The 17068-nt window shown below is 68.6% G+C and carries 22 protein-coding genes; 8 read left to right on the top strand and 14 right to left on the bottom strand.

The genetic code is table 11. From position 1 onward, the window contains the following. Positions 1 to 100: 100 nt before the first annotated feature. Positions 101 to 676 carry a cytochrome b/b6 domain-containing protein gene (locus MTBSS4_RS20440; RefSeq protein ID WP_173985221.1) on the top strand — a complete coding sequence of 192 codons (576 nt, stop codon included), beginning with the start codon at positions 101 to 103 and terminating at the stop codon, positions 674 to 676. Positions 677 to 696: 20 nt separating this feature from the next. Here the strand turns inward: MTBSS4_RS20440 and MTBSS4_RS20435 are convergent, their stop codons facing one another. The 6 genes from MTBSS4_RS20435 to cobA all read right to left on the bottom strand — a co-directional run bounded on the left by MTBSS4_RS20435 (position 697) and on the right by cobA (position 6037). Beyond that, on the bottom strand, positions 697 to 1170 hold the full coding sequence (locus tag MTBSS4_RS20435; RefSeq protein WP_173985220.1) for a YcgN family cysteine cluster protein: 474 nt from the start codon (positions 1168 to 1170) through the stop codon (positions 697 to 699). Continuing rightward, a complete protein-coding gene (locus tag MTBSS4_RS20430) occupies positions 1133 to 2359 on the bottom strand; it encodes a polyhydroxyalkanoate depolymerase (protein WP_173985219.1) in 1227 nt (408 codons plus the stop codon). The genes MTBSS4_RS20435 and MTBSS4_RS20430 overlap by 38 nt, the downstream gene beginning before the upstream one ends. Positions 2360 to 2526: 167 nt before the next feature. Next, complete coding sequence (locus MTBSS4_RS20425) at positions 2527 to 3846, bottom strand: cobyrinate a,c-diamide synthase (protein ID WP_173985218.1); 1320 nt, start codon at positions 3844 to 3846, stop codon at positions 2527 to 2529. After that, the gene (locus MTBSS4_RS20420; RefSeq protein ID WP_173985217.1) at positions 3839 to 4441 is read right to left on the bottom strand and encodes an SCO family protein; all 603 of its coding nucleotides are present in this window, start codon (positions 4439 to 4441) and stop codon (positions 3839 to 3841) included. Before MTBSS4_RS20420 ends, MTBSS4_RS20425 begins: the two co-directional genes overlap by 8 nt. A 17-nt stretch (positions 4442 to 4458) precedes the next feature. Next, a complete protein-coding gene (locus MTBSS4_RS20415) occupies positions 4459 to 5211 on the bottom strand; it encodes a sulfite exporter TauE/SafE family protein (protein WP_173985216.1) in 753 nt (250 codons plus the stop codon). A 40-nt stretch (positions 5212 to 5251) separates the two neighbouring features. Then, complete coding sequence (cobA, locus tag MTBSS4_RS20410; protein ID WP_173985215.1) at positions 5252 to 6037, bottom strand: uroporphyrinogen-III C-methyltransferase; 786 nt, start codon at positions 6035 to 6037, stop codon at positions 5252 to 5254. Positions 6038 to 6424: 387 nt separating this feature from the next. Here cobA and leuA point away from each other — a divergent pair, with 387 nt between their 5' ends. Then, positions 6425 to 8080, top strand: a complete 1656-nt coding sequence (leuA, locus tag MTBSS4_RS20405) for a 2-isopropylmalate synthase (protein ID WP_173985386.1) — start codon at positions 6425 to 6427, stop codon at positions 8078 to 8080. A gap of 15 nt (positions 8081 to 8095) precedes the next feature. Here the strand turns inward: leuA and MTBSS4_RS20400 are convergent, their stop codons facing one another. After that, positions 8096 to 8296, bottom strand: coding sequence for a hypothetical protein (locus MTBSS4_RS20400; RefSeq protein ID WP_173985214.1), 201 nt, complete (start codon positions 8294 to 8296; stop codon positions 8096 to 8098). 84 nt (positions 8297 to 8380) lie between these two features. On the opposite strand from MTBSS4_RS20400, the gene MTBSS4_RS20395 reads away from it, so the two are divergent. Beyond that, positions 8381 to 8833, top strand: a complete 453-nt coding sequence (locus MTBSS4_RS20395; RefSeq protein WP_173985213.1) for a tetratricopeptide repeat protein — start codon at positions 8381 to 8383, stop codon at positions 8831 to 8833. A 29-nt stretch (positions 8834 to 8862) separates the two neighbouring features. On the opposite strand, the gene MTBSS4_RS20390 is transcribed toward MTBSS4_RS20395, so the two are convergent. Further along, a complete protein-coding gene (locus MTBSS4_RS20390; RefSeq protein WP_173985212.1) occupies positions 8863 to 9090 on the bottom strand; it encodes a sulfurtransferase TusA family protein in 228 nt (75 codons plus the stop codon). Positions 9091 to 9104: 14 nt separating this feature from the next. Continuing rightward, complete coding sequence (locus MTBSS4_RS20385) at positions 9105 to 9596, bottom strand: DsrE/DsrF/DrsH-like family protein (RefSeq protein WP_254432687.1); 492 nt, start codon at positions 9594 to 9596, stop codon at positions 9105 to 9107. 161 nt (positions 9597 to 9757) lie between these two features. Between MTBSS4_RS20385 and MTBSS4_RS20380 the strand changes: the two genes are divergently transcribed. After that, positions 9758 to 10222, top strand: a complete 465-nt coding sequence (locus MTBSS4_RS20380) for a thiosulfate oxidation carrier protein SoxY (RefSeq protein ID WP_254432686.1) — start codon at positions 9758 to 9760, stop codon at positions 10220 to 10222. Between the two features lie 2 nt (positions 10223 to 10224). Continuing rightward, a complete protein-coding gene (gene soxZ / locus MTBSS4_RS20375) occupies positions 10225 to 10554 on the top strand; it encodes a thiosulfate oxidation carrier complex protein SoxZ (protein ID WP_173985211.1) in 330 nt (109 codons plus the stop codon). A gap of 15 nt (positions 10555 to 10569) precedes the next feature. Here the strand turns inward: soxZ and MTBSS4_RS20370 are convergent, their stop codons facing one another. The 5 genes from MTBSS4_RS20370 to MTBSS4_RS20350 form a co-directional block, all read right to left on the bottom strand. Continuing rightward, positions 10570 to 11010, bottom strand: a complete 441-nt coding sequence (locus MTBSS4_RS20370; RefSeq protein WP_173985210.1) for a CBS domain-containing protein — start codon at positions 11008 to 11010, stop codon at positions 10570 to 10572. A 103-nt stretch (positions 11011 to 11113) separates the two neighbouring features. Continuing rightward, positions 11114 to 11737: a hypothetical protein gene (locus MTBSS4_RS20365; protein ID WP_173985209.1), complete on the bottom strand. Its 624-nt coding sequence runs from the start codon at positions 11735 to 11737 to the stop codon at positions 11114 to 11116. Further along, on the bottom strand, positions 11734 to 13062 hold the full coding sequence (locus tag MTBSS4_RS20360) for a CCA tRNA nucleotidyltransferase (protein ID WP_368667809.1): 1329 nt from the start codon (positions 13060 to 13062) through the stop codon (positions 11734 to 11736). Before MTBSS4_RS20360 ends, MTBSS4_RS20365 begins: the two co-directional genes overlap by 4 nt. Next, the gene (locus tag MTBSS4_RS20355) at positions 13055 to 13624 is read right to left on the bottom strand and encodes a CoA pyrophosphatase (protein ID WP_254432685.1); all 570 of its coding nucleotides are present in this window, start codon (positions 13622 to 13624) and stop codon (positions 13055 to 13057) included. The genes MTBSS4_RS20360 and MTBSS4_RS20355 overlap by 8 nt, the downstream gene beginning before the upstream one ends. 59 nt (positions 13625 to 13683) lie before the next feature. After that, positions 13684 to 14211, bottom strand: coding sequence for a DUF1285 domain-containing protein (locus MTBSS4_RS20350; RefSeq protein ID WP_173985207.1), 528 nt, complete (start codon positions 14209 to 14211; stop codon positions 13684 to 13686). Positions 14212 to 14250: 39 nt separating this feature from the next. Between MTBSS4_RS20350 and MTBSS4_RS20345 the strand changes: the two genes are divergently transcribed. From MTBSS4_RS20345 to MTBSS4_RS20335, 3 genes are read left to right on the top strand one after another with little or no spacing between them, the layout of a single operon-like run. Continuing rightward, positions 14251 to 15261 carry a MoxR family ATPase gene (locus MTBSS4_RS20345; RefSeq protein ID WP_173985206.1) on the top strand — a complete coding sequence of 337 codons (1011 nt, stop codon included), beginning with the start codon at positions 14251 to 14253 and terminating at the stop codon, positions 15259 to 15261. A gap of 9 nt (positions 15262 to 15270) precedes the next feature. Continuing rightward, a complete protein-coding gene (locus tag MTBSS4_RS20340; RefSeq protein ID WP_173985205.1) occupies positions 15271 to 16302 on the top strand; it encodes a cobalt-precorrin-5B (C(1))-methyltransferase in 1032 nt (343 codons plus the stop codon). Beyond that, positions 16292 to 17035: a cobalt-precorrin-6A reductase gene (locus MTBSS4_RS20335; RefSeq protein WP_173985204.1), complete on the top strand. Its 744-nt coding sequence runs from the start codon at positions 16292 to 16294 to the stop codon at positions 17033 to 17035. The genes MTBSS4_RS20340 and MTBSS4_RS20335 overlap by 11 nt, the downstream gene beginning before the upstream one ends. Positions 17036 to 17068 lie beyond the last annotated feature (33 nt).

Below are 17068 nucleotides of genomic sequence, written 5' to 3'. Positions count from 1 at the left end.
TGAACCGGGAATGAACGAAGCGGTCAGGTTCGGTTCAGCTTGCCGCGGATAAAGTGTCTTCAGTCGACCCGAATCGACAGCCCGTCCGTCGGAGACCGCCATGAAATACGACCCCTTGACCCGAATCCTGCATTTGCTGGTCGCCGCCGGAGTGACGGCGCAACTGCTGAACAGCCTGGTGATGATTCACCCCAAGCCGGGGCGGTTGCCCAATGTCTGGTACGAGGTTCACGAAGGCGTCGGACTGGCGGTTCTGGCCGTGGTGATGGCCTATTGGCTGTGGGTGGCGGTCCGAAGCGTCGCCCAGGGCGAGGCGCCGATGCTGTTTCCCTGGTTCTCGCGGCGACGTCTGGCCGAACTTGCCGATGACGTCCGGGCCACCGGAAGGGAACTGAGGCGGTGCCGCCTGCCGGCGGAAACCCAGTCGCGGCCGCTGCCGGCCGCCATCCAGGGAATCGGCCTGCTGCTTGCCTTGTTCCTGGCTGCGAGCGGGGCGGTTCTGGCCGTGGGGGCGGCTCCCACTGGCGGATGGCCGCCGGCCGTGCGGATGGTGAAGGAGGCTCACGAGGCCGTGGCCCCGCTGATGTGGGCCTATCTGGCGGTCCATCCCTTGCTGGGGGTGTTGCATCAGCTGGCCGGCCACCGCAGCCTCAGCCGGATGTTCGGCCCGGGCTGAAGCGGTGCGGGGGACGCGCCTTATTCCGGCCAGGTGACGATATGGTAGTCCAGCAGTTCGGCGCGGGCCTCGGCCACCACCCGGCCCCGCACCGAGATGCCGGCGCGGTGCACGGAATCGGGGTCGCCCGACACCAGGGGGTGCCACCACGCCAGCGGCTTGCCCTCCGACAGCAGACGGTAGGCGCAGGTGGACGGCAGCCACTGGATATGGCGCATGGCCGCCGGGCTGAGCTGGACGCAATCGGGCACATGGTTCCAGCGGCCGGGATAGTCCTTGCACTGGGCGGTGCCCAGGTTGAGCAGCCGGCAGGCCACCTCGGTATAGTGGACACGGCCGGTGTCGGCGTCCTCGACCTTGTGCAGGCAGCAGCGGCCGCAACGGTCGCACAGGCTTTCCCACTGCTCGTCGGTCATGGCCGAAAGCGGGGTGGTGAGCCAGAACGGGGCCTCGGCTTCAGTCGCGGTCGTGGGTGCGGATGAATTCGCGGACATGGGGGTAGACCTCTTCGCGCCAGCGGCGGCCATTGAAAACGCCATAATGGCCCACTTTGGGCTGAAGGTGATAGCGCTGCCTGGACGGGTCCAGGTTGACGCACAGATCGTGCGCCGCCCGCGTCTGGCCAAGCCCGGTGATGTCGTCCTTCTCGCCTTCCACCGTCATCAGGGCGGTGTGGCGGATCATCGACGGATCGACCCGCCGGCCGCGGGATTCCATGATTCCGCGCGGCAGGTGATGTTCCTGGAACACCTTGCGCACCGTTTGCAGGTAGTAATCCGCCGGCAGGTCCATCACCGACAGGTATTCGTCGTAGAACGCCCGGTGCTCCTCGGCGGAATCGCCATCGCCCCGCACCATGTTCTGGAACAGCTTCACATGCTCGCCCACATGGCGCTCCAGGTTCATGCTCATGAAGCCCTGAAGCTGGAGAAAACCGGGATAGACCTGCCGGCCGCGACCGGCATAGCCGACCGGCACGGTGTGGATGACGGTCCGCTCGAACCACTCCAGCGGCTTTTGCGTGGCCATCTCGTTGACCTTGGTCGGGTTGGCGCGGGTGTCGATCGGTCCGCCCATCAGGGTCATGGAGCGCGGCTGGCAGGGATGATCCTCGGCCGCCATCAGCGACACCGCCGCCATCACCGGCACCGAGGGCTGGCACACCGCGATGATGTGGGTGTCGGGCCCCAGGAAGGTCAGCAACTCGGAAATCAGGTCGATGTAGTCGTCCAGGGAGAATTCACCCTCGGACAGCGGCACATGACGGGGATCGATCCAGTCGGTGATGTAGACGTCGTGTTCGGGCAGCAGCGTCTCGACGGTGCCGCGCAGCAGGGTGGCGAAATGCCCGGACATGGGCGCCACCAGCAGGACCTTGGGGTCACGCCGGCCCAGCAGGGCGCGGCGGAAACGCAGCAGATGGCAGAAGGGGGTGGCCAGCACCACCTCCTCGGTCACTCCCACCGCCTCGCCGTCGACCATCGTGGTGGGCAGGTTGAACGGCGGCTTGGGATAGCGCCGGGTGGTGCGCTCGATCAGCTCGGCGCCGGCCGCCACCGCCCGTCCGAACCGGGTGTAGGACAGCGGCACCCAGGGATGGCTGTAGACGGTCTGCATGGTCTCGGCCAGCAGCCGCATGGGGGCGAAGGCATGGTGCTGGAATTCGTGCAACTGGTACAGCATCGCTGATCCCCCTTGATACGAGTCATTCGACGGTTCATTCGTTACAAAAAACGATGGCGTCGTGCAATAAAATTATGTGGTATCGGCATGCGTATTTCGGCTTGACGTGGCGGGGCTCTCCTGCCTTCGTCCGCCGACGGGGGCGCGGGACCGGGAATCGGGGCGCGTCAGGCCCGGTCGATCAGATGAATGAACGATCCGGCCACCCGGCCGTTGATCAATCCGTGGCGGCCGATCTCGGAGCCGGCGGCGTCGCCGGCCTGGAACAGGGGGGGGCCGTCTTCCCGCAAGATGCAGGCATAGTGGAATTCGTGGCCGCGAAAGCCGTCGCCGGCCCGGCCCGGCGGCGCGTCGGCCAGCAGGCGGGCGCGGCGGTAGCCGAGATGCAGGCGGCGGGTGGCGAACGACGTCTCCAGTTCCAGCAATCCCGCCATTTCGTGGGCGGTCCCGTCGGCGTCGATCAGGACGCGGCCCAGCACCATGTAGCCGCCGCACTCGCCGAACAGGGCGGCGTCGCGCCGGGCGGCGTCGCGCAGGCCGCCGAGAAAGCGGGAATTGCCGGCCAGTTTTCCGGCATGCAGCTCGGGATAGCCTCCCGGCAGATAGACCGCGTCGGCCGAGGCATCGGGAGCCTGATCGGCCAGCGGCGAGAATGGCAGGATCTCGGCTCCGGCGGCGCGCCAGCCCTCCAGCAGGGCGGCGTAGGCGAAGGCGAAGGCGATGTCGCTGGCCACCGCCACCCGGTTGCCCGGCGGCGGCAAGGACGGCGCGTGTCCCGGGGCGGGCAGACGCGACGGACAAGCCAGTGCCACCAGCGCCTCCATGTCCAGGTGGGTCTCCACCAGGCCGGCGGCATGATCGAGAAAGGCGGCGAGATCGCTCCGCTCGGAGGCCTGGACCAGGCCGAGATGGCGGGACGGCAGTTCCAGGCCGGAATCGGCGGGCAGAAAGCCCAGCAGGCGGATATGGGGACAGGCGCGCCGGCAGGCGTCGGCGATGGCGGCCTTGTGGCGCTCGCCGGCGACCCGGTTGAAGATGACACCCCGGACCGAGACGTCCGGCCGCAGCCCGGCGAATCCCGCCAGCACCGCCGCCGCCGATCCGGTCATGCCGCGTCCGTCGACCAGCAGCACCACCGGCCAGCCGGTCAGCGCCGCCAGGTCGGCGGTGCTGCCGTCGGGCTGGCCGGCCGGCACGAAGGCGCCGTCGAACAGGCCCATGACGCCTTCGCACACCACCAGTTCGGCGTCTTCCGCCAGCCTTGCGGCAAGGCCGGCGACGGTGGCCGGCCGCATCGCCCAACTGTCGAGGTTGAAGCAGGGACGTCCCGAGGCGGCGGCGTGAAAGGCCGGATCGATGTAATCCGGCCCCACCTTGGCCGAGGCCACCTTGAGGCCGCGCCGCGCCAGCAGCCGCAGCACGCCCAGGGTGGCCGAGGTCTTGCCGCTGCCCGAGGACGGCGCGGCGATGACAAGCCCGTTACCCAATGTGCTTCTTCAGTCCGGCGATCAGGTCGTCCACCGAGATGCCGTGGGTGAAGTGGGCGACGAAGCGCCCGTCCGGTCCCAGCAGATAGAGAATGGCGGAATGGTCGACGGAATAGCTGTCGGGGGTGTCGCCCTTGACCTTGGCGGCGTAGACCTTGAAATCCTTGGCGACCTGGGTGATCTGCTCGGGTGTGCCGGTCAGTCCCTGGATGCCGAAGCCGAACGCCTCCACATAGGTTTTCATGGCGGCGACGGTGTCGCGCTCGGGATCGACGGTGATGAAGATGGGAACCACCTTGTTGGCGAAGCTTGGTCCCAGCTTCTCCATGGCGCCGGCCACCGTCGACAGGGTGGTCGGACAGACGTCCGGACAATAGGTGTAGCCGAAGAACACCAGCATGTAACGGTTGCGGTAGTCGCGATCGGATACGGCCTTGCCGTCCTGGTCGGTCAGGGTGAACGGTCCGCCGATGGCCGGGATGGGCTTGCTGGCCTCGCTGTTGCCGCCGGTCCAGATGACGATGCGAACGCCGATGACGACGAAGGCCACCACCACTAATCCGGTCAGGACGATCAGGGTACGCGAGAATTTCATTACTTTGGTCTCCGGCATCAGGTCACGAGCATCCGCCAGGCCATAAAGCCCAGCACAGCGGCATTCAAAATCAGCATCGCCGGCGCCAGCCGCAGCAGCGGCCCGCGCCAGTGGGCCAGGGCGGCGTGGCCGACCGCCCCCACCAGGATCAGCATGGGCACGGTTCCGGCGGCGAAGGCCAGCATGCCCAGGGCGCCGGCCACCGGATTGCCCGCCGCCGCCGCCGCCGCCAGGGCGGCGTAAAGCAGGCCGCAGGGAATGAAGCCCAGCGCCACCCCCAGCAGCCAGCCGCGCCAGCCGGACGGGCTGGCGAACAGCGGCCGCGCCAGCCGGCCGACGCGGGCCGACCACCAGGTCTCGCCGCTGCCGGCCATTCCCCGCAATCCCGGCACCGCCAGCGCCAGCAGCGCCAGGGCGGCCAGGGACAGCAGCAGGGCCGCCACCCAGCCGAAGGCGGGGGTTCCGCCCGCCAGCCCGGCCAGCGAGGCGGCAAGCGCCCCCAGTCCGGCATAGGTGGTGGCGCGGCCGAGATGATAGGGCAGCAGGGCGGCTCCCGCCAGTCTCCGCGTTTCGGTCATGCGATCCGGCGGCAGGGACTGCATGCGGGCCGCCACCTGCGACAGCACGAACGGGCCGCACATGCCGCCGCAATGGCTGAGGCTGCCGACCAACCCGGTCAGGAACAGGCCGCCGATCAGTCCCTCGCGCCCATCCATGCCGGTCCGGCAGATGGCCATGCCGGACTGGAGCAACGTCCCCAGGTCGCTCATAAGGCCAGCCCCTCAAGTGCCGGGCGCTCGCTTTGCTCGCTCATTCCGGCCGCCACCAGTCCAGCCGCGAGCGCAGCCCGACCACCTCGCCCACCACCAGCAGGGCCGGCGGGACCAGGCCGGCCACCGCCACCGTCGCCGCCAGATCGGCCAGGGTGGTTTCAACCACCTTTTGCCGCGGCGTGGCGGCGTCGCACACCACCGCCACCGGTTCGGCGGGCTTGCGCCCGGCCGCCAGCAGTCGCGCCACCATGCGCTCCAGATGCTTCAGTCCCATGTAGAACACCAGGACCGGCGCGCCTCGGGCCAGGGCATCCCAGTCGAACCCGTCGGGGATGTCGCCGTCGGCGCCGTGGCCGGTGACGAAGGCCACCGCCGCGTTGGTGTCCCTGGATGTCACCGGAATTCCGGCATAGGCCAGTCCGCCGATGCCGGCGGTGATGCCGGGCACCACCCGGAACGGGATGTGGGCGGCCGCCAGGGCCAGCGCCTCCTCCGGGCCGCGTCCGAACACGAACGGGTCGCCGCCCTTCAGCCGCAACACCCGCGACCCCTGCTTCGCCAGTTCGATCAGGCGTTCGGTGATGTCGGCCTGCCGGGACGAGGATTGCTGGCCGCCGCGCTTGCCCATGGCCTCGGTCACCGCGCCCGGCCGCGCCAGGGCGACGATGCGGGAATCCACCAGGGCGTCATGGATGACGTGATCGGCGTTCCTCAGCGCATGCAAGGCCAGCAGCGACAGCAGGCCAGGGTCGCCCGGCCCGGCGCCCACCAGCCAGACGCTGCCCGCCTCGAACGGCGGGAAATCGAAGGGAAGGTCAAACATGGCCGGCAGTATAGGCACGCCTTGCCGATCCGGCCCCTGAAATTTTGTTAATCGCCGGCGGCCGCGTGGGCCGGGCATCGTCCGAAATCCTTGACGCGCCCGCCGGTCCTGGGGCAGTGTTGGGCCATGATGACCATTGCCGCAACCGCCCTGCTGCTGCTTAGCCGCCCGGTGTCGTAAGGACGACGCCGGGATTTCGCGCGTTCCAGCACTCTTGGTCGGATTTGCCCTGATGTCGTCACTCTCCTTCCCTCTCCGCCGTTCTCCCGTTCGTGCCGCCCTGCTGGCGTTGCGACTACTCCGCGGTCGCCGGGCCTGATCCGCATGGCCGCCCGGCGGCCGAACGTCAAGGGCCGCAACGTTTCAGACAAGAAGGAGGTCGAGGCCATGATGCCCGCCGCCCAGAGCAAGTACCGCCCCTACGCCACCGTCCGTCCCGCCGTCCGCACCTGGCCGGACGCCGTCATCTCCAGGCCGCCGGTCTGGTGCAGCGTCGACCTGCGCGACGGCAATCAGGCGCTGATCGACCCCATGGGCACCGACCGCAAGATGCGCATGTGGGACACCCTGGTGGGAATGGGGTTCAAGGAGATCGAGGTGGGCTTTCCCGCCGCCTCGCAGACCGATTTCGACTTCATCCGCGCCCTGATCGAGGGAGGCCATGTTCCCGCCGACGTCACCATCCAGGTGCTGGTGCAGTCGCGGGACGAACTGATCCGCCGCACCTTCGAGGCGCTGGAGGGGGCGAAGAGGTGCATCGTCCACCTGTACAACTCGACCTCCGAGGCCCAGCGCCGCATCGTGTTCGGCATCGACCGCCAGGGCTGCGTCGATCTCGCCCTGGCGGGGGTCAGGCTGATCCGCCAGCTTTCGGCGGCGCGGCCCGAGGGCGAGGTCACGCTTCAGTACTCGCCGGAGAGCTTCACCGGCACCGAGCCCGATTTCGCGGTGGAGATCGTCGAGGCGGTGGCGGCGGAATGGGGGGCGACGCCGGCCCGGCCGCTGATCTGCAACCTTCCTGCCACGGTGGAGATGTCGACCCCCAATCTTTACGCCGACGTCATCGAGTGGTTCTGCGCCACCGTTCGGAACCGCGAGTCCCTGGTCGTCTCGGTCCATCCCCACAACGACCGTGGCTCCGGCGTGGCGGCGGCGGAACTGGCGGTGATGGCGGGCGCCGACCGGGTGGAGGGAACCTTGTTCGGCAACGGCGAACGCACCGGCAATGTCGACGTGGTGACGCTGGCGCTCAACCTTTACACCCAGGGCGTCGACCCCGGCCTTGACCTGTCCGACATCGATTCGATCCGCCGCGCGGCCGAGTATTGCACCGGGCTGCCGGTCCATCCCCGTCATCCCTATGCCGGCGATCTGGTCTACACCGCGTTTTCCGGTTCGCACCAGGACGCCATCAAGAAGGGATTCGCGGCGCGCAAGACCGCCAACAACCCGATGTGGGAAGTTCCCTACCTTCCCATCGACCCGGCCGATGTCGGTCGCACCTACGAGGCGGTGATCCGCATCAACAGCCAGTCGGGCAAGGGCGGCATCGCCGCCGTGCTGGAACGCGATCACGGGCTTGAACTGCCGCGCCAGCTTCAGATCGAGTTCGCCCGCATCGTCCAGGACATCGCTGACCGCGAGGGCCGCGAACTGAATTCGGCCGAGATCATGCAGGCGTTCCGCGACACCTATTTCCGGACCGGCAGGCTTGAACTGGTGGACTACACCACCGTGCCGGTGGGCAAGGGGGGGCAGCGGGCGCTGACCGCCACCATTGCTCTCGACGGCAAGGAGCGGGTGGTCCAGGGGGTTGGCGCCGGTCCGCTGGACGCCTTTGTCCATGCCCTGGACAAGGAACTCGGCCTTGCCGTCAAGGTGCGGGACTACCACGAGCACGCCATTGGCGGCGGCGCCGATGCTCAGGCCGCCTGCTATGTCCAGATCACCGGCACCGATGGCCGCAACGTCCACGGCGTCGCCACGGATTCGGGCATCACCATGGCCTCGCTGAAGGCCTTGGTCAGCGCGCTGAACCGATAGGGGGTGAGTGCGGCGTCAGGACGGTCCGGCGCCCTGGCGCCGCACCAGCCTTTCGACCTCGGACAGCACGAGGAAGGCGATATCCTGTTCGCGGATATCGTGGGGGCGCCCGGCCTCGCGCACCCGTTCACGGGCGATATCGATGGCGTGGGCGCCGTAGCTGACCAGCATGCGGTGCGCCGAACGGGTGATTTCCTCGGGGTCTGCGGTCAACATATTGACCTCCAGAGATGTTTCGCCAACATCATGTGGTGGTTCGTGCGGGGGATGCAAGGGAATGATACATAGCGGGGCGCGGTGATGAAATATGTCGTCGTGATGTGGGGTGTTCTACTGACGACCCTATGGGGTGGGGTGGCGCCGGCCGCCGAGACCTCGCCCATGATTCAGACGCTGCGCTCGCTGGCCGATCACGGCGACATGGCCGCCCAGGTCAGGATCGGCCGTCTCTACGAGGCCGGAGAGGGGGTGGGCCGGGATATGGTGGAGGCGGCCCGCTGGTACCGCATGGCCGCTGAACAGGGCAACCGTCCAGCCCAGGCGGCGCTTGGCCGTCTCCACGCCCAGGGGACGGGCGTCGCCGTCGACCCGGTGCGGGCGCATGTCTGGTTAAGTCTGGCCCTGTCGGGGCCGACGGCCGGGACGGACGACCACGACCGCCTCGCCGCCCTGCGGGCCGAGGTCGCGGCAAGCCTCGCCCCGGACCAGCTGGCTGAGGCGGAACGGCTGGCGCGGGCCTGGAAGCCCAGGTAACCCGGCGCCGGCCGGTGGGAAAAGGGGGATTACGCCCCCTTCTTGATCTCGAAGGTATAGACGCCGCCGGCTTCCTTCTGGCTGACCAGCTCGTTGCCGGTCTGGCGGCAGAAGGCGTCGAAATCCTTGACCGAGCCCGGGTCGGTGGCGATCACCTCCAGCACGGAGCCGGTGGCGATGTCCTTGATCGCCTTCTTGGCCCGCAGGATCGGCAGCGGGCAGTTGAGGCCCTTCACATCCAGAACGGTCTTCGACATGGTGCGTTTCTCCCTCAGATGAACAGATTGATGTCGGATTTGGTGGCGGTCTCGATATAGGTGGCGGCCCCCGCCAGCTCGATGCCGTCGATCAGGTCGCCCGGCTGGTATTCGAACAGATCCAGGGTCATCTGGCAGCCGATCATGCGGATCTCGGCCTCTACCGCCAGATCGCGCAATTCCTCGATCGAGGCCACCCCCTTCTTCTTGATGAGGTTCTTCATCATGGTGGTGGTCAGGCTTTCCATTCCCGGCATGGCCCCCATCAGGTTGGGCATCGCCATGTGCATGCCCATCATCGGCATCTCCATGGCGGCGTTGCCCAGCGTGGTCACCCGCAGGTCCAGCTTCTTCCTCAGCAGGGTCAGGCCGTAGAAGGTGAAGAACATGCTGACTTCCAACCCCATGCTGGCGGCGGTGGTCGCCAGGATGAACGGAGGATAGGCCCAGTCAAGGGTCCCCTTGGTCACGATCAGCGACATGGACTTTCCGGTGGCGGCCATCATGCATCCTCCCCAGTTAATCAGGACACACTAATATTCTGCGTGGTCGCAGGCTACTAGATTCGACGACAATATCACAGTCTTATCATATAGCTGTTGCGCCGGGGTGGCCGGCTCCATTAGCATCGAAAGTCCCGCATGACCGAATAGAGGGAGACGATCCGGTGGATATCCACGCAGCCCTCAGCCGCCGCCATTTGCTGGCGACCGGCGCCGCCGCCGCCGCCGCCGTCGCCTCGGCCCTGGCGCCGCCCGCGCGGGCCCAGGCCGCGGACGCCGACGGCCATGCCCGCAAGCTGATGGGGCCGTTCACCGCCAAGGAGGGCCGGGTCCACCTCAAGATCAAGGACGTGGCGGAAAGCGGCACCAACGAGCCGGTCGGGGTGTCGGTGGACAGCCCCATGACGCCGGCCGATTACGTCAAGGCCATCCATGTCCTGGCCGAGGGCAATCCCTATCCGGTGGTGGCGTCATGGTACCTGACCCCCCGGTCCGGCCGGGCCGAGGTCAATTTCCGCATGCGTCTGGCCAAGACCCAGATGGTGCGGGCCTATGCCGTACTCAGCGACGGTTCGGTCTGGATGACCCGCCAGGAGGTCAAGGTCACCATCGGTGGATGCGGAGGATGACGATGGCCAATTCCGATCGGGTCAAGGTTCGCATTCCCGCCAAGGCCAAGAAGGGCGAGATCATCGAGATCAAGACCCAGCTCAGCCACGACATGGAGACCGGCCAGCGCAAGGACGCCGCCGGCAAGCCCATCCCCCGGCGGATCGTCAACCGTTTCACCTGTACCTGGAACGGAGAGCCGGTGGTCAGCGCCGACTGGTATCAGGCCGTCTCGTCCAACCCGTTCAGCAGCTTCTTCGCCGTCGCCACCGCCAGCGGCAAGATCAAGCTGTCATGGTGGGACGAGACCGGAGAGGTGTTCGAATACACCCACGACATCGTGGTGGAATAGAGCGTCTGTGGCGTCCTACCGCCCCGCCATCACGTAATCGCGCAGGGAATCCGCCTCCATCCTGGTTTCGTCCAGCCGCGACTTGACCACGTCGCCGATGGTGACGATGCCGGCGACCTTGCCGTCGCCGTCCATCACCGGCAGGTGGCGGATGCGCTTGGCGGTCATCACCTGCATCAGGTGCTCGACGGTGTCGTCCTCGCCGCAGACGAAGACCTCGGACGTCATCAGGTCGCGGACCTGGGCGGTGGAACAGACGTCGACCGCCTGGGCCAGTCCGCGCACGATATCGCGTTCGGACAGGATGCCGGCCACGGTGTCGCCGGTCATCACCAGCAGGGCGCCGATGCGGTGCTGGGCCAAAAGCCGGGCCGCATCGCCGACCGGTGTGTCGGGGGATATGGTGACGATGCCCGTCCCGCGGGATTTTGCCTTGAGAATGGTCTTGACGATCATGATCGTTCCCCTTGCTCCGAGACGCTACACCATGATGATGGATAAGGGAGTGAACCGAGGCATGTTCAAGGCCTCCTGACCCAATAGCATATCCATACGGAACCTATGGACAGTCGGTGAGCGGGGCGGTCCGCCGGTCGGCCAGCTTGCCCAGGAAGCGGCCGGCGCCTTCCGTAAGGGCCGGATGGGTCCGGGTCAGCCGGCAGGGCAGGCGCAGCCCGGCGCCATCCAGCGCCGAGGGCTGGGCCGAGCGGCGGCTGACCAGGTCATAGCCTCTCAGATCGGCCAAGGCCTCGGCCAGCAGCAGGGCGTCGGTCTTGCGCAGCACCACCGCCAGGCGATTGAAACCCCGAACCTGGGGATCGGCGTCCTCGGCCTCGGGCAGCAGTTCGAAATAGCTCACCAGCCATTCCTCGCGCCCGGCTTGTCCGGGGTCGGCGAGCATCTGGCTTTCGGTCGGCAGGTGGTGCTCGATTTCGGCCTCGATCTCGTCCAGCAGGCGGTCGGCCTCGGCGAGGTCGCCGGCCAGGATGGCGCGCAGAGCCTCGGCGGCCGGTTCGGTCGTCGCCTTGCCCTCGGCGGCGGCGGCGAGGGCGGCCTGAATGCGGGCAAGGCCTGCCATGCCGCCTTCCTCCACCACGTCGGGCGGCGGCGCCGGCGGTTGGAGCCAGAAGGCTGCCGCCAGGACGAGCAATAGCAATGCGGCGGCGGCCAGTCCCTTGTTCATGGCGTCTTCCCATCCAGCCGGCGCCGCAATTCGTCCAGGCAGGCCTGACGGTCGGGGCGGTAGTCACGTTCCTCCCACCAGGCGTCGATGGCGGCGAGATGGCGGCCGATCTCGGGGCCGTGGGGAAGTCCCAGGGCCAGGAGGTCGCGTCCCTTGACGGGCAGCTCCACCGGCCGCCAGGATCGCGCCAGGTCCAGCAGGGCGGTCCAGGCGCGGGTTTCGTCGGGGCAGGGCCGCGCCTCGACGCTGCGCCGCCCGGCCCAGGCCAGCAGCGCCAGATCACGGAACTCGGCCTCTCCGACCTTGCGCAAGGCCCGGCGGGTTCCGGCCGGATCGAGGTCGTGGCGAAGCTCGACCCGCGGTTCGGCCATGGCCACCAGCCGTCTGGTCTGGAGTCCGGACAGCTTCAGCCGCTCTCCCGTCGCCTCGGCGCCTCGGCGGTCGGTGGTCAGCATGGCGGCCAGCCGGCGGATGGAATCGGGGGCGATCTCGTCGCGGGCCAGCCCCCGGCTTTCCAGCCAGGACAGCACCCGCAGGCGGCCGAAATCGCGAGCGTCGGGCAGCAGGTGGGACAAGATGCCGTTGGCGTGCATGGCCAGCAGCACCGTCGCCGGATCGTCGGCCAGCAGCAGCCGCAGCATCTCGCCGGCCACCCGTTCGCCCGACAGGACATCCAGCCGGGGGGCCAGCTTGCGGCAGGCGGCCAGGGCGCGGGCGTCCAGATTGGTGCGGCGGCCGTAATGGGCGTGAAAACGGAAGAAGCGCAGCAGGCGCAGCCCATCCTCCTCGATGCGGCTCGCCGGATCGCCGACGAAGCGCACCCGTCCCGCCCCCAGGTCGGCCAGGCCGTCGAACGGGTCGAAGATGTGACCCTCGGGATCGGCCGACAGGGCGTTCATGGTGAAGTCGCGGCGCGAAGCGTCCACCAGCCAGTTGTCGGTGTACTCGATGCGGGCATGGCGGCCGAAGCTTTCCACGTCCACCCGAAGCGTGGTGATCTCGAAATGGGCCTTGCCGATGACGGCGGTGACGGTGCCGTGATCCATGCCGGTGGGAATGGCGTGGATGCCGGCCTCGTCCAGCAGCGCCAGGACCCGTTGTGGCGGGTCGGGGGTGGCGATGTCGATGTCCTTGATGGGACGCTTCAGCACCGAATCGCGGACGCAGCCGCCGACGAAGCGGACCTCGGCGCCGTCGGCGCGCAGGGCGGCGATGACGGCTCGGGTCTCGGGCGCCTCCATCCAGACCTGCGGTTCCAGTTGTCCGATGGGATCGCCCGGCCTCAGCGCCAGCGAACCTCCGGTGCCGAGCCTGTCCCTAGCCACGATCCGCCAGCACGTCGGACAGGTTGACGAGAATTCCGGCGGTGGCGCCCCAGATCAGCCTGTCGTTCCAGGTCAGCGCCCAGAACGGCCGCTGGCGGCCCCGGACCTCGCGCCGTTCCAGGCTGTGATTGGCCTGGTCCAGGACGAAATCCAGCGGCACCTCGAACACCTCGGCCACCTCGAACGAATCGGGGGACAACTGGAACGGCGGCCGGATCAGTCCGACCACCGGGGTGACGATGAAGCCGGTGCCGGTGACGTAGTCGTCAAGGCGGCCCAGGACCCGGATCAGGGCGGGGTCCAGCCCGACTTCCTCGGCGGTTTCGCGAAGCGCGCAGGCGATCAGGTCGCCGTTGTCGACCTCTTCCAGCCGGCCGCCGGGAAAGCTGATCTGGCCGGGGTGGTGGGCCAGATGGGCGGTGCGCTTGGTCAGCATGACGCTCAGCCCTCCGGGTCGCTCGACCAGCGGCACCAGCACCGCCGCCGCCGTCAGTTCCGCCTCGTCGTCGACCGCCTCGCCGGGCCGGATGGCGCCGCCGTCGATCATGGCTTCCAGGGCCATGTCCGAACGCCCGCGCGCGTCGAAGCCCAGGGCCAGACACCGCGCGATGACGTCGCCGGTCAGTCGGAAAGGTCCAGCCTCCCCAGTGGAAAGAATATCCCGCTGCTCCATAACCCGTAGACTTTCTCGTCTCCCCTCTCTTCCTCCCATCCCTGGGAGACCAGGTCATAGTACACGGATCGGGTCAGGCGTGCCTCCAATCCATTGCGCACCATGACATATGGCGAGGGCTCCCCCGTGCCGTCGCCGGTTTCGATGCGCAACGGGTGTTCGGCGTCGACGGTGACCATCTCGTCCATGTTGGTGCGAAAGCTGATCACCCTGTCGCGGCCGCTGCCGCAGGCGAACATCTCCACCGCCAGGAAGGGGACGTCCTCGACCTCGATCCGCCCCATCTCGCCAGGGGTGATCAGAAGATAACCGCCGTCGGGGGCGCGATGCATCACCGAGGCGAACAGGCAGACCATCTCTTTGCGGTTGATCGGCGTGCCGTGGTAGAACCAACGCCCCTGCCGGTCGATGCTGATGCCGAGATCGCCGCAATCGCCGGGATGGTCGCCGTTGAAATCCAAATCCTGGGAAGGCATGTCGCTCCGCCGCTCCTCCGCCAATTCAGGTGCTCCCCCATGAACACCGTCATCCTGTCTTCTTCCGGCGGCCATCCCCCGCTGTCGGACATCGAGGCCCTTGAAGCCCGTCTGGCCGAGGCCCGCGCCGAGATCGGCCGGGTGATTTTCGGCCAGGAGCGGGTGATGGACGAAAGTCTTATCACGCTGCTGGCAGGGGGTCACGCCCTGTTGATCGGTCTGCCCGGCCTGGCCAAGACCCGGCTGGTGCAGACCCTTGGCACCGTCCTGGGACTGGCCGACAACCGCGTCCAGTTCACTCCCGATCTGATGCCTGCCGATATATTGGGATCGGAAGTGCTGGAGGAAAGCCCCTCGGGTGAAAGGGCCTTCCGATTCGTCAAGGGGCCGGTGTTCTGCCAGTTGCTGATGGCCGACGAGATCAACCGCGCCAGCCCGCGCACACAGTCGGCCCTGTTGCAGGCCATGCAGGAAAGCCGGGTCAGCATCGCCGGAATCTCGCACGATCTGCCGTCGCCGTTCCACGTTCTCGCCACCCAGAACCCGCTGGAGCAGGAGGGAACCTATCCGTTGCCCGAGGCCCAGCTTGACCGCTTCCTGATGCAGATCGACGTGGGCTATCCCGACCGCGCCGCCGAGCGCCGCATGCTGATCGAGACCACCGGCGCCGCCCAGCCCCAGGCCCGGCCGGTGATGACCGCCGCCGAGTTGCTGGCCGCCCAGGCGCTGGTCCGGCGGCTGCCGGTGGCCGACGGGATCGTCGACGGCATCCTGGCCCTGGTGCGGGCCGGCCGGCCGGACGGGTCCGGGCTGGATCTGGTCAGGGCCGCCGTCGCCTGGGGGCCCGGCCCCCGCGCCGCCCAGGCGCTGATGCTGGCGGTGCGGGCCCGTGCCCTGCTGCAAGGCCGGCTCAGTCCGTCGCTGGACGACGTCGCCGCCCTGGCGCCGCCCATCCTGCGTCACCGCATGGCGCTGGGTTTCGCCGCCCGCGCCGACGGCGTCACCATGGACGAGGTGATCTCCGCCCTGGTGGATGGCGTCGTCGGCTGAGCGGCGGCCATGACTGACGCCCCGCTCCGCAAGGGATGGACCACCGGCGCCTGCGCCGCCGCCGCCGCCAAGGCCGCCTGGCAGGCGTTGCGGGGCGACGGCTTTCCCGATCCCGTCGCCATCCGCCTGCCCAGGGGCGAGACCCCGTCGTTTGCCCTGTCGCGCAAGCGGCTTGAGCCCGGCCGCGCCGTCGCCGGGGTGATCAAGGACGCCGGCGACGATCCAGACGTCACCCATGGCGCCGAGATCATCGCCTGCGTCGAGCCGGCGCCTCCCGGCAGCGGCATCGTGTTCCGGGCCGGGGACGGGGTGGGAACCGTCACCCTGCCGGGCCTGCCGGTCCCGCCGGGCGAGGCCGCCATCAATCCGGGGCCGCGCCGACAGATCATGGACAATCTCGGTCCCGCCGACGTGGTGGTGACGCTGTCCATTCCCGGCGGCGAGGCGTTGGCCGCCCGGACGCTGAACGGCCGGCTGGGCATCCGGGGCGGGCTGTCCATCCTGGGCACCACCGGGGTGGTCATCCCCTATTCCTGTTCCGCCTGGGTCCATTCCATCCACCGGGGCATCGACGTCGCCCGCGCCCTGGGGCTGGACCATGTCGTCGCGGTGACCGGCAAGACCTCGGAAGCCGCCGCCCGCCGGCTGTTCTCGCCCCCCGATCCGGCTCTGATCGACATGGGCGACATGGCCGGCGCGGTGCTGAAATATCTGCGCCGTGCCCCGGTGGAACGGCTGATTCTGGTGGGTGGCTTCGCCAAGCTGGCCAAGCTGGCGGCGGGAGAACTGGACCTGCATTCGGGTGCCAGCCGGGTGGATGTCGGTTTCCTCGCCGGATTGCTGGCCGAGCTGGGCCGCCCGCTCCCGATGGAGGCCGATGCCAGCGCCGCCCAGGTCCTGGCCCTGGCCGGCGGTCTGCCCCTGGGCGATCTGGTGGCGCGGCGGGCGCGCGAGACGGCGCTGGCGGTGCTGTCGGGCGGCACCCGGGTCGAGGTGATCGCCATCGACCGGGCGGGAAAGGTGGTGGGCCGTGCCGGGTAAACTCCTCATACTGGGAGGAACGGCCGAGGCCGCCGCCCTGGCCCGCGCCGTCGCCGGCCGGATCGAGACCGTCACTTCGCTGGCTGGCCGCGCCGGAATTCCAAGTTTGCCGGGACGGGTGCGGGTGGGCGGTTTCGGCGGCGCCGCCGGGCTGGAGGCCTTCCTGCGGACCGAGGCCATCGGACGGGTGATCGACGCCACCCACCCCTTCGCCGCCCGCATCTCGGCCCATGCCGGAACCGCCTGCGCCGCGCTGGGCATCCCCCGCCTGATGCTGCGCCGCCCGGAATGGCCCCGCCACCCCGAGGATCGCTGGACCGAGGTGGCTGACATGGCCGGGGCGGCGGCGGTTCTGCCCGGTCTGGGCCGGCGCGCCTTTCTCACCGTCGGAGCCGGCGAGGTCGCCGCCTTCGCCCCCGTGCCCGACGTGTGGTTCCTGGTGCGGCTGCTGACGGCCGGACCCTTGCCGCTGGCCGATCACGCCGTGATCACCGGCCGGCCGCCCTTCGCCGAGGCGGCCGAGCGGGCGCTGATGGCCGAGCACCGCATCGACGTCCTGGTCAGCAAGGCCTCGGGCGGTTCAGCGACCTATGGCAAGATCGCCGCCGCCCGCCATCTCGGCATTCCGGTGCTGATGATCCGCCGCCCCGCGCCGCCCGCGGGGGCAGCCGTGGACTCGGTGGCGGCGGCGGTGGAATGGTTGCGCTTGGATCGGCCCTCTGATGAGTGCTAATATGAGTGCTGTTCATAGCACCAAGAGACGGTC

The organism is Magnetospirillum sp. SS-4 (genome assembly GCF_902729425.1).
Taxonomy (GTDB): domain Bacteria; phylum Pseudomonadota; class Alphaproteobacteria; order Rhodospirillales; family Magnetospirillaceae; genus Phaeospirillum.
The sequence above is the reverse complement of the archived record's forward strand: the minus strand, read 5'-3'. Positions and strand labels throughout refer to the sequence as shown.

Bases quoted from the DNA above. Each gene is read 5' to 3' on its own strand.
- MTBSS4_RS20440 (WP_173985221.1), top strand. From the start codon at position 101: ATGAAATACGACCCCTTGACCCGAATCCTGCATTTGCTGGTCGCCGCC.
- MTBSS4_RS20435 (WP_173985220.1), bottom strand. From the start codon at position 1,170: ATGTCCGCGAATTCATCCGCACCCACGACCGCGACTGAAGCCGAGGCC.
- MTBSS4_RS20430 (WP_173985219.1), bottom strand. From the start codon at position 2,359: ATGCTGTACCAGTTGCACGAATTCCAGCACCATGCCTTCGCCCCCATG.
- MTBSS4_RS20420 (WP_173985217.1), bottom strand. From the start codon at position 4,441: ATGAAATTCTCGCGTACCCTGATCGTCCTGACCGGATTAGTGGTGGTG.
- MTBSS4_RS20415 (WP_173985216.1), bottom strand. From the start codon at position 5,211: ATGAGCGACCTGGGGACGTTGCTCCAGTCCGGCATGGCCATCTGCCGG.
- cobA (WP_173985215.1), bottom strand. From the start codon at position 6,037: ATGTTTGACCTTCCCTTCGATTTCCCGCCGTTCGAGGCGGGCAGCGTC.
- leuA (WP_173985386.1), top strand. From the start codon at position 6,425: ATGATGCCCGCCGCCCAGAGCAAGTACCGCCCCTACGCCACCGTCCGT.
- MTBSS4_RS20400 (WP_173985214.1), bottom strand. From the start codon at position 8,296: ATGTTGACCGCAGACCCCGAGGAAATCACCCGTTCGGCGCACCGCATG.
- MTBSS4_RS20395 (WP_173985213.1), top strand. From the start codon at position 8,381: ATGAAATATGTCGTCGTGATGTGGGGTGTTCTACTGACGACCCTATGG.
- MTBSS4_RS20390 (WP_173985212.1), bottom strand. From the start codon at position 9,090: ATGTCGAAGACCGTTCTGGATGTGAAGGGCCTCAACTGCCCGCTGCCG.
- MTBSS4_RS20385 (WP_254432687.1), bottom strand. From the start codon at position 9,596: ATGATGGCCGCCACCGGAAAGTCCATGTCGCTGATCGTGACCAAGGGG.
- soxZ (WP_173985211.1), top strand. From the start codon at position 10,225: ATGGCCAATTCCGATCGGGTCAAGGTTCGCATTCCCGCCAAGGCCAAG.
- MTBSS4_RS20370 (WP_173985210.1), bottom strand. From the start codon at position 11,010: ATGATCGTCAAGACCATTCTCAAGGCAAAATCCCGCGGGACGGGCATC.
- MTBSS4_RS20365 (WP_173985209.1), bottom strand. From the start codon at position 11,737: ATGAACAAGGGACTGGCCGCCGCCGCATTGCTATTGCTCGTCCTGGCG.
- MTBSS4_RS20355 (WP_254432685.1), bottom strand. From the start codon at position 13,624: ATGGCCCTGGAAGCCATGATCGACGGCGGCGCCATCCGGCCCGGCGAG.
- MTBSS4_RS20350 (WP_173985207.1), bottom strand. From the start codon at position 14,211: ATGCCTTCCCAGGATTTGGATTTCAACGGCGACCATCCCGGCGATTGC.
- MTBSS4_RS20345 (WP_173985206.1), top strand. From the start codon at position 14,251: ATGAACACCGTCATCCTGTCTTCTTCCGGCGGCCATCCCCCGCTGTCG.
- MTBSS4_RS20340 (WP_173985205.1), top strand. From the start codon at position 15,271: ATGACTGACGCCCCGCTCCGCAAGGGATGGACCACCGGCGCCTGCGCC.